We start from the raw sequence: 13,124 nt of genomic DNA on the forward strand, positions 1-13,124 counted from the left end.
GCCTTGCGCCCCGCGCGAATTCCGGACTGCGCGAATTGACCTCTCATTTTCTTCTCGGCATCGACACCGGCGGCACCTATACCGACGCCGCTCTCTTCTCGGAAACGCAAGGGGTGGTCGCCAAAGCCAAGGCGCTGACGACCCGCCACGACCTCGCAGTCGGTATTTCCGGCGCGGTCGAAGCGGTGCTCGATCAGGCGAAAGTGCCGGTTTCTGCAATCAGCATGGTCTCGCTGTCGACGACGCTTGCGACCAATGCGCTCGTCGAAGGGCAGGGCGGCCGCGCCGGTCTTGTCATGATCGGCTTTGGCCCCGACGATCTGAAGCGCGATGGTCTCTTGGAGGCGCTGGGCTCCGATCCGGTGATCTTCCTGCCGGGCGGCCACAATGTGCACGGCGGCGAAACCCCACTCGACATGAGCGAGCTCGATGCCACGCTGCCGGCGCTTGCCGGCCAGGTCTCCTCCTTCGCCATTGCCGGCTACTTCGCCGTTCGGAATCCGGATCATGAAAAGCGCGTCCGCGACCGCATTCGCGAAGTCTCGCATCTGCCGGTGACCTGCAGCCATGAACTGTCCTCGAAGCTCGGCGGCCCGCGCCGTGCCTTGACGACCCTGCTCAACGCCCGGCTGGTGTCGATGATCGACCGGCTGATCGGCTCCTGTGAAGGCTTCCTGAAGGCGCGCGGCATCGACGTGCCGATGATGGTGGTGCGCGGCGACGGAGCCTTGATCTCGGCGGAGGAGGCGCGGCTGCGCCCGATCGAGACGATCCTCTCCGGTCCGGCCGCAAGCCTTGTCGGCGCGCGGCATCTGACCGGCCTCGACAATGCGGTGGTCTCCGACATCGGCGGCACCACGACCGATGTCGCGGTACTCGAGGGCGGGCGTCCGCGGCTCGATGCCGAAGGCGCCGTTGTCGGCGGCTTCCGCACCATGGTCGAGGCGGTGGCGATGCGGACCTACGGCCTGGGCGGCGATTCGGAAGTGCGCATCAACGACCGCGGCTTGAAGGCGAAGATCGATCTCGGCCCGCGCCGGCTGATGCCGCTCAGCCTCGCGGCCGCCCTGCATGGCGACGCCGTCATCTCGGTGCTCGAAAAGCAGATGCGCGCCCAGCATACCGGGCGCAACAATGGCCGGTTTGCGGTCCGCACCGGCCTGCCGGATCATCTTGCCAGCGGCCTGCAACCGCAGGAGCAGGCGCTCTATGAGCGCATCGGTGCGGTTCCGCTGGCGTTGGAGACCCTGTTGGTCTCGACCCCGCAGAAGGCGACGCTCGATCGGCTGGTGGGGCGCGGACTCGTGCATATCTGTGGCCTGACGCCGTCGGACGCCATGCATGTGCTCGGCCGGCAATCGCAATGGAACCTTGAAGCGGCTCAGCTCGGCATTCAGCTTGCAGCGCGCACCCGCGACGGCTCCGGTCAGCCAATCGCTTCCTCCCCGGAAGCCATGGCGCAGATGATCGTCGACCGGCTGACGCGGCAATCCTCGGAGGTCATCCTGCAGGCCTGTCTCGGCGAGGATGGTGCCGGTGCCATCGATCCAGCCGTTTCGCAGGCCGTCGACCGGGCGCTCACGCGCACGCCGGGCATCGTCCGCTTCTCGCTTGGTCTCGACCGTCCGCTCGTCGGCCTCGGCGCTTCGGCGCCGGTTTATTACCCTGATATCGCCGAGATGCTCGGAACGGATGCCGCCATTCCCGAAGAGGCCGGCGTCGCCAATGCCGTTGGCGCCGTGGTCGGCCAGGTCAGCGCTACGGTCACGGTTTTCGTGACGATGCCGGAGGAAGGCATCTTCGTCGTCAACGGTGCCGGGGCCAGCGAACGGTTTCTCGACCAGGAACAGGCTTTCGGCGCCGCCCGGCGGCGAGCCGAAGCCGTGGCGCTGGAAACGGCGCGCACCAATGGAGCGGACGATCCCGCTTCGATGCTGCGCGAGGAAATCGATGCGCCGGAAGTCGAGGGCAGCCGCAAGCTGATCGAGGCCCGGTTCATCGCGTCCGCCAGCGGACGTCCGCGCATTGCCCACGACTGATCTTTTCCATTTCGGAAACAATTCTTCGCATCCTTGCAGAATTGACAGGGAATGAATTGGTGAGAAACTGCGGCCGTTTCACGCGCGCGTTGCGCATGGGCTGGTCCGCGATCGGCTACAGGCGCAAGATCAACATGTTGGGGCGTTCTCATCGCATCCGTCCGGATCGGTGACGCTCCTTACGTCTATTTCAAGGAGTTGGCAGATGGACCGCATTGAGAAGTTTGGGTTGAAGATAGATGCGGGTCTCCATCGCTTCCTGGTGGAAGAGGCGATGCCGGGCACCGGCATCGATGCAGAACATTTCTTCGAGCAGCTTTCCGCCCTCGTGCACGATCTGGCGCCGAAGAACCGGGCGCTGCTCGCCAAGCGCGACGAGCTGCAGGCCAAACTCGACGCCTGGTACAGGCAGAACGGCGCCCCCAGCGACATCGAGACCTACCAGGCCTTTCTCCGCGATATCGGCTACCTGCTGTCGGAAGGTGGCGACTTCAGCGTTTCGACCGCCAATGTTGATCCGGAAATCGCGACGATCGCCGGTCCGCAGCTCGTCGTCCCGGTCATGAATGCGCGCTATGCGCTCAACGCTGCCAATGCGCGCTGGGGCTCGCTCTATGACGCGCTCTACGGCACGGATGCGATTTCGGACGCCGATGGCGCCGAGAAGGGCCGCGGTTACAATCCAAAGCGCGGCGCCAAGGTCATCGCCTGGGCACGCGACTTCCTCGATGCCAGCGCCCCGCTGGCGAAGGGTAACTGGGCCGACGTCACCTCGCTCAAGGTTGCGGGTGGCGCGCTGGAGATTGGCCTTAAGGACGGCTCGAACACGACGCTGCGCAACGCCGCTCAATTCGCCGGCTATTCCGGCGCCGAAGGCACGCGGTCGGAGATCGTTCTCCGGCACAATAATCTGCATGCGATCGTCGTCCTCGACGCCTCCACGCCGATCGGCAAGGAGGACCCGGCCGGTATCTCGGACGTCATCCTCGAATCGGCGATCACCACGATCATGGATTGCGAAGATTCGGTCGCGGCCGTCGATGCCGAAGACAAGGTCGTCGTCTACGGCAACTGGCTCGGCCTGATGAAGGGCGACCTCGAAGAAGAAGTCGCCAAGGGCGGCAAGACCTTCACCCGCCGCCTCAATGCCGACCGCACCTATCAGGCCGCTTCAGGCGGCACGCTGTCGCTCCCCGGCCGGTCGCTGATGCTGGTCCGCAATGTCGGACACCTCATGACGAATCCGGCTATCCTCGACCGCGACGGCAAGGAAGTGCCCGAGGGTATCATGGACGCCATGGTCACCGCGCTGATTGCCCTGCACGATATCGGCAACGGCGGCCGCCGCATGAACTCCCGCGAGGGATCGATGTATGTCGTCAAGCCGAAGATGCACGGACCGGAAGAAGTCGCCTTTGCCTGCGAGATCTTCACGCGCGTCGAAAAGGCGCTCGGCATGCCAGCCAACACCATGAAGATGGGCATCATGGACGAGGAGCGCCGCACCACGGTCAACCTCAAGGAATGCATCCGCGCTGCCCGCGAGCGCGTCGTCTTCATCAACACCGGCTTCCTCGATCGCACCGGCGACGAGATCCATACCTCGATGGAAGCCGGCCCGATGATCCGCAAGGGCGACATGAAGCAGGCCGCCTGGATCGGCGCGTACGAAAACTGGAACGTCGATATCGGCCTCGAGTGCGGCCTTTCCGGCCACGCCCAGATCGGCAAGGGCATGTGGGCCATGCCCGATCTGATGGCAGCGATGCTCGAGCAGAAGATCGCCCACCCGAAGGCCGGCGCCAACACCGCCTGGGTTCCGTCGCCGACGGCCGCGACGTTGCATGCGACGCATTACCACCGCGTCAATGTCGCCGAGGTCCAGGCAAGCCTGAAGAGCCGCACCCGCGCCAAGCTCTCCGACATTCTGTCGGTGCCGGTTGCGGTCCGGCCGAACTGGACGCCGGAGGAGATCCAGCGCGAACTCGACAACAACGCTCAAGGGATCCTGGGCTACGTCGTGCGCTGGGTCGACCAGGGCGTCGGCTGCTCGAAGGTGCCCGACATCAACAATGTCGGCCTGATGGAAGACCGCGCGACGCTGCGCATCTCCGCCCAGCACATGGCCAACTGGCTGCACCACGGCGTCGTCACCGAAGCCCAGGTCGTCGACACGATGAAGCGCATGGCCGCCGTCGTCGACGGACAGAACGCCGACGATCCGCTCTATGTCGCGATCGCCGGCAATTTCGACGGCTCGATCGCCTTCCAGGCGGCCCTCGACCTGGTTCTCAAGGGTCGCGAGCAGCCGAACGGCTACACCGAGCCAGTCCTCCACCGCCGTCGGCTGGAGCTGAAGGCGCTGAACGCCGCCCGATTCATCCCTGACGTCTGAATATTGGTGCAGGGCCGTGTGTTCGTCTGAACGCACGGCTCTGTTTTTTCAAGCGCGGTCCCAGCCTCCATGCGCCCGCCAGTCGTCTCCGCCGGTGGCCTAAAATTCGGCCCAGCCGTCTGTGGCGAGTGCGGCGTTGCCCTGTGTTGCATAGACGGCTGGTCGCCGGGCTGCCTGGGCAACAGTCCGCCCCTGGTCGCGGACTGCGGTTGCAGCGGCTGCCGGGGCAGGAGGCCTCGATCCGCCCTTTGCCTGCGTCTCGCCGGCGAGGATGAAGCGTCCGATCAGGTTACGCAGGTTGGTACCTTCCTGCGCCAGGGTGGCGGAGGCGGCATTGGCTTCCTCGACCATCGCCGCGTTCCTCTGCGTCACCTGATCCATTTGGTTGACGGCCGTGTTGACCTCGCTCAAGCCCACGGACTGTTCCCGGGCGGACGTGGCGATCGCAGCCATATGTTCGTTGATGGTGATTACATGCGCCTCGATCGTTTGCAGCGCTTCGCCGGTGTCGCGCACCAGGCGCACGCCGTTTTCGACCTCCTGGCTCGATGTGCGGATGAGATCCTTGATTTCCTTCGCGGCCTTGGCCGAGCGCTGGGCAAGTTCGCGCACTTCCTGGGCGACCACGGCAAAGCCTTTGCCCGCTTCGCCGGCCCGCGCCGCCTCGACGCCGGCGTTCAGCGCCAGGAGGTTCGTCTGGAAGGCGATCTCGTCGATGACGCCGATGATGCTGGATATCTGGCTGGAGGATTCTTCGATCCGCCGCATCGCCTCGACGGCATTGGCGACGACGACGGCCGACTGGGCCGCGCTGGTCTTCGCCTCGCCGGCGACGTCGCGCGCCTCCTCCGTCCGTCTCGAAGAGTTGCTGACATTGGCGGTGATCTGGTCGAGCGCGGCGGCTGTCTCCTCGAGCGCCGCGGCCTGCTGTTCGGTCCGCTTGGAGAGATCGTCGGCGCTCTGGCTGATCTCGCGCGTGCCCATGCCGATGTTGCCGGCGCTGTCGGCGACAGCCAGCAGCGCGTCGTTCAACTGTCCGGCGGCCTTGTTGAGGTCATGCCGCAGCTGTTCGAACTCGGCGGCGAAGGGCTCGTGCAGCCGAACGGCGAGATCGCCATTGGCAAGCCGCTGCAGCCCGGCGGCAAGACCGGCGGTCGCTTGCGTCAGCCGCTGCTGTGCGTCCTGTTCCGCCTGTCTCTGCACGCGAACGCGCTCGGCCTCGCCGGTGCGGCGAGTCTCCTCGGCCTCCGCCTGCAGCCGCAGATTCGATCGCGCGGCCTCCCGGAAGGACTGGATGGCACGGGCCATGTCGGCGATCTCGTCCTTGCCGTTTACCGGCTCGTCGGCATCTTCGACGTGGCCGTCGATCAGCCGGCGCATGGCGGCGATCTGGCGCCCGAGCGGTCCGACGACGCCGCGCAGCACCACAAGGAAGGTGCCGCCGGCAAGCGCCATGACGAGAACGATGATGGCAATGCTGAGCGTCTGCACCGTTTCGAACTCGCGATGCTTGGCTTCAAAGGCCGTGCCGGAAAGTTCGACCTGCAGGTCCGAGATCTCGGAGATCGTCGCCGTCAGCGGATCGATTGTCGCATAGAGCTTGTCGCGCACGAAGGCATCGAGTGCCTTCTCGTCCTTGGCTGAGAGAATTTGCGTCAGCGCCATGATCGAATCCATCGCAACGACCATCTGGCTCCGCGCATTGTCGACGAGCCGTCGTTCCTCATCGGTCATCGAGGTTGCCGCATAGGCATCCCAGTTGGTCTTGATCGTCTCTCGCGCGGCATTGACCGAGGCAAGCCCGCTCTCCATCGTTTCGTTGCCGTTGCGGACCTTGTGTGCAGCATCGACGATCGAGACTGCAAAGGCATCGGAAGTCGCCTTGAGGTTCTTTAGCGGCACGATGCGATCGGCATAGACCGCATCCATCATGTCGCCGGTTTCCGACAGCGTGCTCTGACTGTAAATGGCGATGCCGATGGCTATGGATGACAGAAGCGCAATCGCGCCGATAAGCTTGGTCTTGATCAGCATGCCAGTCCCTCCCGAGCGGAATTTCTGGGCACACTCTTTCGTTTGTTTAGATAACGCTTACTTAATAAGCGGCTGAATTTAAGTCGAATTTGAACTTTTCCGCGTCACGCAGCCGGTTTTCGCGACCCTGATTTGAGGGTGTTTTCGAACGGCAACTGTGCGTGGTTGAAGCGCTCCGTTGCAGCATCGCATCACCGGCAAATGGTGGTTGAGTAACGACGTAAAAAAAGCCGCCGACTGGTGTCGGCGGCTTCGGATGGCTGATGCAGCCCGGTTACTGCTGGACGACGACGCGGGCGTTCTTGCCGGGGCGAACGCGCGAATAGAGATCGATGATGTCCTGGTTGATCAGGCGGATGCAGCCGGACGAAGCGGCGGTGCCGATCGACGACCATTCCGGCGTACCGTGCAGGCGGAACAGCGTGTCCTTGCCCTGGTCGTTGAAGAGATAGAGTGCGCGGGCGCCGAGCGGGTTCTTGAGGCCGGGACCCATGCCTTCCTCGACATACTTGGCGACTTCCGGCTTGCGCTCGGCCATTTCCTTCGGCGGATGCCACATCGGCCATTCCTGCTTCCAGGCAATGTAGGCTTCGCCTTCCCATGCAAAGCCGGCCTTGCCGACGCCGATGCCGTAACGAACGGCCTTGCCGCCGGGCAGCACGTAATAGAGGAAACGATTCGGCGTGTTGACGACGATCGTTCCAGGGCGCTCGCTGGTGGTGTAGTCGACGATCTGGCGATGGAACCGGGTATCGACCTTGTTGATCGGAATGGCGGGCAGCGCGTAACCGTGATCCTCAACTGCGCCATAATCGCCGTTGAAAATCTGATTCGTAGCGACCGTTTGCGCTACGGGAGCGGGTTCGTTCGCAGCCGTTTCGGGCTTGGACGATGTCGTCGAGCAGCCGGCAACAGCGAGTGTCGCCGCGAGGCCGCACAAGAGGAAGGCATTGCGGAAGCGCATGGGAGTCTCTTAAAAAAGAAGCGAAGTAAAAACTGGGTCGCCGCGACCGTCAGTGACTACGGTTATTTTCGATTAGTCTGTGCTATGCAAGAGATTGCGCGGCTACAATTTGGCTGGAAAGTGCAAATTCCATGACCCTTGTTTTTTTGCAACAAAATGACCGGCCCAAAGGGACACCGGGCGCATGACCATCCTCTCCATCCATGACGACAACCCGCTGATCGACGGCCGACAGTCGAATCGCGCGATGATGGTGCGTCGCGGCGTGCAGCGGCTTTTCGCTGAACTGCGCCATTCCGTCCTGCCTGAACTGACGCTGGCGAGCGGGAGGCGCGCCGACCTGATCTCGCTGTCGGTCAAGGGCGAAATCTGGATTGTCGAGATCAAGACCTCGATCGAGGACTTTCGCGTCGACCGCAAATGGCCGGATTACCGGCAGCATTGCGACCGGCTGTTCTTCGCAACCCATGCCGGCGTGCCGCTCGATATCTTCCCCGAGGAATGCGGCTTGCTGCTTTCGGATGGTTATGAAGGGCACATCGTTCGCGAGGCGCCCGAACACAAACTGCCGCCGGCGACGCGCAAATCGGTCTTGCAGCTCTTTGCCCGCACGGCGGCGCAGCGCCTGATGCTTGCGGAGTGGGCAGCCGAGCGCAACGGCGAACTCGGCGATCAGATCGGCGACATCCTCACGGGCAACCGCGACAGCGGCGGCTGACGCCGTTACTTCGGCGCGCGCTTTGCAAGAATGCGTTGCAGCGTCCGGCGATGCATGTTGAGGCGGCGCGCCGTTTCCGAAACATTGCGCTCGCACATCTCATAGACACGCTGGATGTGTTCCCAGCGAACCCGATCGGCCGACATCGGGTTTTCCGGCGGCTCGACGCGCTCGCCCTGGCGCTGAACGAGCGCCGCAAAGATGTCGTCTGCATCGGCCGGCTTGGCAAGATAGTCGACGGCGCCGAGCTTCACGGCGTTTACGGCGGTGGCAATATTGCCGTAGCCGGTCAGCATGATCATGCGCGTGTCATCGCGCCGTCCGCGGATCGCCTCGATCACGTCGAGACCGCTGCCATCACCGAGCCGAAGGTCGATGACGGCATATTTCGGCGGGTTGCCCTTGGCCTTGGCAATGCCTTCAGCCACTGATTCGGCAATGTCGACTGAAAAGCCGCGGGCTTCCATGGCGCGGGCAAGGCGCCTGAGGAAGGGTGCGTCGTCGTCGACGAGCAGCAGGGTGCGGTCCGGTCCGATCAGTTCGGCGTCCTGTGCGGGTGTGCTGGGCGAAGCTGTCGATTTGTCGGTCATTCTGGAATCCTTGAGCGAAAACCTGCGCTTTCGCCGAGATTATAGGTTTCTTCTGGTCTCGTTCAATAAACTGCGAAATGTCATTTCGCCAGTTTCGTATCCATCAGGGCGCGCGGCCATTCGACGCTGACCCGGGCGCCTGGCCTGTCGGGTCCGCCATTTTCGAAGCGCAGGCGCGCGCCCGAACGTTCAAGCAGGGTCTTGGCGATGAAGAGGCCGAGCCCGAGGCCACCGGCGCTGTCGTCCTTCTGCCGCCGCGTCACATAGGGCTCGCCGATGCGCTGCAGGATATCCGGGGCGAAGCCGTCGCCATCGTCCTCGATCGTCACTTTCACGCGGTCCGCGGTGTGCTCGACCGTCACGGCAACTTCCTTCTTGGCATAGTCGACAGCATTTTCGAGCAGGTTGCCGAGCCCATAAAGGATGCCGGCATTGCGGTTGCCGACCGGCTCGGTGGCGCGGTCACCTTTCTCGACGAGATTGATGTGGATGCCGAACTCGCGGTGCGGCGCCATCACCTCTTCGATCAGCGACGACAGCGGCAGCATCCGCATGTGCTCCTCGCTTTCGGAGGAGAGCGTCGTCAGCCGCTTCAGGATATCGCGGCAGCGTTCGCTCTGGCTGCGCAGCAGATGCACGTCCTCGCCGAAGCGTGGATCGTTACCAAGCTCGCGCTCCATCTCCTTGGCGACGACACTGATGGTCGCCAGCGGCGTGCCGAGTTCGTGAGCGGCCGCTGCCGCCAGTCCATCGAGTTGCGACAGGTGCTTTTCCCGCTGCAGCACGAGTTCTGTCGCCGTCAGAGCCTCCGACAGTTCGCTCGCTTCCAGGGAGACGCGGTAGGTGTAGAAGGCGGCAAAGGCGGTCATCGAGACGATCGCAAACCAGATGCCGGCGGTCAAAACCCGCGGCATCAGGAGAACCGTGCCCGGATACCAGGGCAGTGGAAAAGGCGAGAAGGCAAGTGCTGTGATCGCGATCACCGCAAGGCCGGCAAGGATGATGCTGTGCGATTTCGGCTGCGATGCCGAAGAGATGATGACGGGGACGCAGAGAAGCGGTGCGAAGGGATTGGTAAGTCCGCCGGTGATGAACAAGAGCCCGGTGATCTGCGCGAGATCGAGGCCAAGCAGCGCGAAAGCGGCCGGCGGCTGCAGCCGGTGGGTCGGCGGATAGCGCAGCGTCACATAGGAGTTGACCAGCGCCAGGCTCGCGATCAGCACCAGGCAGGAAATCAGCGGCAGCGGAAACTGCAGCCAGAAGGCGGTGGTGAGGACGGCGATCGACTGGCCGCCGACGGCAAGCCAGCGCAGCCGGACGAGCGTCTGCAGGCGCAGGCTGCGGTTACTGGTCTGGTCGTTGTTGTGTTCGAGCGCAACTGTGGTCATTCGTGCCTGCATTCCAGTCATCGGAGGTTTCGTCTCATGTACCACGCGGCTTTGCCCGTGTCGTCGGCGCCGCATCGGCCGGATCTTCGGGCCAAGGGTGTTTCGGGTAGCGTCCGCGCATGTCCGCCCGCACATCCCGCCACGAGCCCGCCCAGAAACCGGGCAGGTCCCGCGTCGTCTGGATCGGGCGATGGCCCGGCGAGATCAGTTCTAGCAGCAGCGGCAGGCGGCCGTCGCCGATCGCCGGGTGGATCTTCAGGCCGAAGAGCTCCTGCACGCGGATCGACAGAAGCGGCTCGTCGCCGTCGTAGTGAATTGGGTGCCTTTGCCCGGTCGGCGCCTCGAAATGCGTCGGGGCGAGTCTGCCGAGTTCCCGTTGCCGCTCGTGCGGAATGAGGGAGAGCAGGCCGTCCGAGAGGTTGGACGCCTTGATGTCGGCAATGGCTGTGACGCCATGCTGGAAAGGCACGAACCAGTCGTCGAGACGATCGAGCAGCGCCTGATCGGAGACATCCGGCCAGGGCTCGCCGATCGAGCGGTTGAGGAAGCCGATGCGGTCGCGCATCTGCATCGCCTCTTTCGAAAACGGCAAGACGGCGAGGCCGAGCTGGCGCACGCCGTCGGCAAGCGCGCGCGCGGCAGCTTCGCCGGTTGGCCTGGCAAGCGGCGCCTCCTCGAAGATGATCGCGCCGAGCCTGGTCACGCGGCGCGCGCGCACCTGCCGGCTTTGCCTGTCGAAGAAGCTCTGGTCTTCGCGGGTAATCGCTTCGGGCATATGCTCTTCGACCTCGGCCCGCGACAGTTCGGCGGCCGCCAGCACCCGCTGACCGCCGGCCCGTCCCGTGAGGTCAGCGATGACAAGCATCGGCGCGGCCGCAAGCCGCTCCGTCTCCGGGATCTCCGCGCCGCGTCCGTTCGCCATCACGAACCGGCCGCGGCCGCCGCGCTGAAGCGCGATGCGATCGGGGAAGGCATGCATCAGCAGCGCGCCCGGCTGGAACGGTTCGTTCGATTTCGGCGCGCCCTTCAGCTCCGCCGCCATGCGGCGCGCCAGATTGCGCGAGGCCTCGGCGCGGTCGCCACGCTCCTGGCGGAAGCGGCGCAGCCGATCTTCGAGATCGATGCTGGTACCGCCGAGGCCCTGTTCGGTGAGCATGACCGCGAGCAGACACGCGGCTTCAGCCTGGCCCTCTTCGGCGGCGGCAACCGCCATTGCGGCGAGACGCGGCGGTAACGCCAGATCGCGGATCTTGCGACCTTTCGCCGTCAACGCGCCGGCTTGGTCGAGCGCGCCGAGCGATGCCAGTAATTTCCTGGCCTCGGTCAGCGTCGTTTCGGGCGGTGAGTCGATGAAGGCGAGGGTGGTTGGATCGCTGACGCCCCAGTGGGCACAGTCGAGCAGCAGGGCGGAAAGGTCGCTCGCAAGAATCTGCGGTGGCGTGAAGGCGGCAAGTGCTGCGGTCTGGCCGCTGTGCCAGAGGCGGATCGCGATGCCGGGTTCCGTCCGTCCCGCGCGGCCGGCGCGTTGATCGGCAGAGGCGCGCGAGACCCGCACCGTCTCCAGCCGGGTGATCCCGGTCGCGGCTTCAAAGACCGGCAGCCGCTGCAGGCCGCTGTCGACGATGATGCGCACGCCGTCGATGGTGATCGAGGTCTCGGCGATCGAGGTGGCAAGCACGATCTTGCGCGTGCCCTTGGGCGCCGGGCGGATCGCCGCATCCTGCTCCTTCTGGGTCAGGTTGCCGTAGAGCGGCACAATGGCCGTGTTTGCATCGAAGCGGTCCTGGAGCCGCGCGGCGACACGGGCGATCTCGGCCTGGCCGGGCAGGAAGGCGAGGACGGAGCCGTCTTCCGTGCGGTGCGCTTCAGCAATGGCGCGCACCATGGCATCCTCGACACTCTCCCCGCCGCGATCCTGGTAGCGGATGTCGATCGGATAGCTGCGGCCCTGGCTCTCTATGATAGGCGCGCCGCCGAGCAGGCCTGAGACCCGTTCGACATCGAGCGTCGCCGACATGACGATGATCTTGAGGTCGTCGCGCAGCGCCGCCTGTACGTCGACTGCCAGCGCGAGGCCGAAGTCCGCGTCAAGCGAACGCTCGTGGAATTCGTCGAACAGCACGGCCGCGACGCCCTTAAGTTCCGGGTCGTCGAGGATCATGCGAGCGAACACGCCTTCGGTCACGACTTCGATGCGCGTCCTGGCAGAGATGCGGTTGTCGAGACGCATGCGATAGCCGACGGTTTCGCCGACCTTCTCGCCGAGAAGCTCCGCCATGCGTCCGGCGGCAGCTCGTGCCGCCAGCCGCCGTGGTTCAAGCAGAATGATCTTGCCGCCCTTCGCCCAGTCCTGCTCGAGCAGGAAGAGCGGAACGAGCGTCGTCTTGCCGGCGCCGGGCGGAGCCGAGAGCACTGCCGACGGCCCTGCGGCGAGTGCGTGCGCCAATTGAGGCAGGACCTCGCGAACCGGCAGGGCAGGAAGATGTGTCGTCACGTCTGGGCCTCCGCCCCGTTTTCGATGTGGTGTGACGCTCTGCCGTCCGGATCGGGCGGAGCGTAGCGCACAAGAATGATCGATATACCGGCCATATGGTCATTGTGTCGGGCACGGCGAACATCACGCAAGTACGGTAAGAGGCCATGGAAGGGCAAGGCACCGCCCATTTGTGTGCTCTGCGAAGAGTAAGTTCGCATAGATCTGCGGCTGGAATCCAGGGCTGGCTGAGTGCTCGCTATATAGGGGAACGAGACGTCCTTCAGCTAAGGCAGCGCTCGCATCGTTCCGAGGCAAAACGACGATATTTGATGTCGTGAGCGATCCGGAAGGAATTTGACCGTTTGATCAAAGATTCGCGGTGCGATTCCGGAGGTTTCCGCTCCTCAAAATCGAGCGAGTTTATCAACAGTCGAAATAGTCATTTAGATTCAATGGCTTGTTCTTTTTTGAAGTTTTTTTGAAGATCGCTGTTGACGTCTGTGAGGATGGGGGTCTATAA

The 13,124-nt window shown here is 64.1% G+C and carries 8 protein-coding genes; 3 read left to right on the forward strand and 5 right to left on the reverse strand.

Annotation, left to right across the window (positions count from 1 at the left end; translation table 11 throughout):
• The first annotated feature begins 35 nt into the window (after positions 1-35).
• Positions 36-2,039, forward strand: coding sequence for a hydantoinase/oxoprolinase N-terminal domain-containing protein (locus IB265_RS22420; RefSeq protein WP_057252075.1), 2,004 nt, complete (start codon positions 36-38; stop codon positions 2,037-2,039).
• A 205-nt stretch (positions 2,040-2,244) separates the two neighbouring features.
• Positions 2,245-4,434 carry a malate synthase G gene (locus IB265_RS22425; RefSeq protein WP_057252076.1) on the forward strand — a complete coding sequence of 730 codons (2,190 nt, stop codon included), beginning with the start codon at positions 2,245-2,247 and terminating at the stop codon, positions 4,432-4,434.
• Between the two features lie 99 nt (positions 4,435-4,533).
• On the opposite strand, the gene IB265_RS22430 is transcribed toward IB265_RS22425, so the two are convergent.
• Together IB265_RS22430 and IB265_RS22435 are read right to left on the reverse strand one after the other, a co-directional pair.
• On the reverse strand, positions 4,534-6,468 hold the full coding sequence (locus IB265_RS22430; RefSeq protein WP_057252077.1) for a methyl-accepting chemotaxis protein: 1,935 nt from the start codon (positions 6,466-6,468) through the stop codon (positions 4,534-4,536).
• A gap of 274 nt (positions 6,469-6,742) precedes the next feature.
• Positions 6,743-7,432, reverse strand: a complete 690-nt coding sequence (locus tag IB265_RS22435) for a L,D-transpeptidase (protein WP_057252078.1) — start codon at positions 7,430-7,432, stop codon at positions 6,743-6,745.
• A 184-nt stretch (positions 7,433-7,616) separates the two neighbouring features.
• Here IB265_RS22435 and IB265_RS22440 point away from each other — a divergent pair, with 184 nt between their 5' ends.
• The gene (locus tag IB265_RS22440) at positions 7,617-8,150 is read left to right on the forward strand and encodes an MmcB family DNA repair protein (RefSeq protein ID WP_057252079.1); all 534 of its coding nucleotides are present in this window, start codon (positions 7,617-7,619) and stop codon (positions 8,148-8,150) included.
• Between the two features lie 5 nt (positions 8,151-8,155).
• Here IB265_RS22440 and IB265_RS22445 read toward each other — a convergent pair whose 3' ends face one another.
• The 3 genes from IB265_RS22445 to hrpB all read right to left on the reverse strand — a co-directional run bounded on the left by IB265_RS22445 (position 8,156) and on the right by hrpB (position 12,622).
• Positions 8,156-8,740 (reverse strand): ActR/PrrA/RegA family redox response regulator transcription factor, encoded by a 585-nt coding sequence (locus tag IB265_RS22445; RefSeq protein ID WP_057252080.1) that lies wholly within the window; start codon positions 8,738-8,740, stop codon positions 8,156-8,158.
• Positions 8,741-8,820: 80 nt separating this feature from the next.
• A complete protein-coding gene (locus IB265_RS22450; protein WP_058327459.1) occupies positions 8,821-10,128 on the reverse strand; it encodes an ActS/PrrB/RegB family redox-sensitive histidine kinase in 1,308 nt (435 codons plus the stop codon).
• 34 nt (positions 10,129-10,162) lie between these two features.
• The gene (hrpB, locus tag IB265_RS22455; RefSeq protein ID WP_057252082.1) at positions 10,163-12,622 is read right to left on the reverse strand and encodes an ATP-dependent helicase HrpB; all 2,460 of its coding nucleotides are present in this window, start codon (positions 12,620-12,622) and stop codon (positions 10,163-10,165) included.
• Positions 12,623-13,124: the final 502 nt, after the last annotated feature.

Source organism: Ensifer sp. ENS10 (genome assembly GCF_014852025.1).
In the GTDB taxonomy this organism is placed as follows: Bacteria; Pseudomonadota; Alphaproteobacteria; order Rhizobiales; family Rhizobiaceae; genus Ensifer.

Excerpts from the sequence above, each read along its gene's own strand:
- IB265_RS22425 (WP_057252076.1), top strand. The coding sequence starts at position 2,245 with ATGGACCGCATTGAGAAGTTTGGGTTGAAGATAGATGCGGGTCTCCAT.
- IB265_RS22430 (WP_057252077.1), bottom strand. The coding sequence starts at position 6,468 with ATGCTGATCAAGACCAAGCTTATCGGCGCGATTGCGCTTCTGTCATCC.
- IB265_RS22435 (WP_057252078.1), bottom strand. The coding sequence starts at position 7,432 with ATGCGCTTCCGCAATGCCTTCCTCTTGTGCGGCCTCGCGGCGACACTC.
- IB265_RS22440 (WP_057252079.1), top strand. The coding sequence starts at position 7,617 with ATGACCATCCTCTCCATCCATGACGACAACCCGCTGATCGACGGCCGA.
- IB265_RS22445 (WP_057252080.1), bottom strand. The coding sequence starts at position 8,740 with ATGACCGACAAATCGACAGCTTCGCCCAGCACACCCGCACAGGACGCC.
- IB265_RS22450 (WP_058327459.1), bottom strand. The coding sequence starts at position 10,128 with ATGACCACAGTTGCGCTCGAACACAACAACGACCAGACCAGTAACCGC.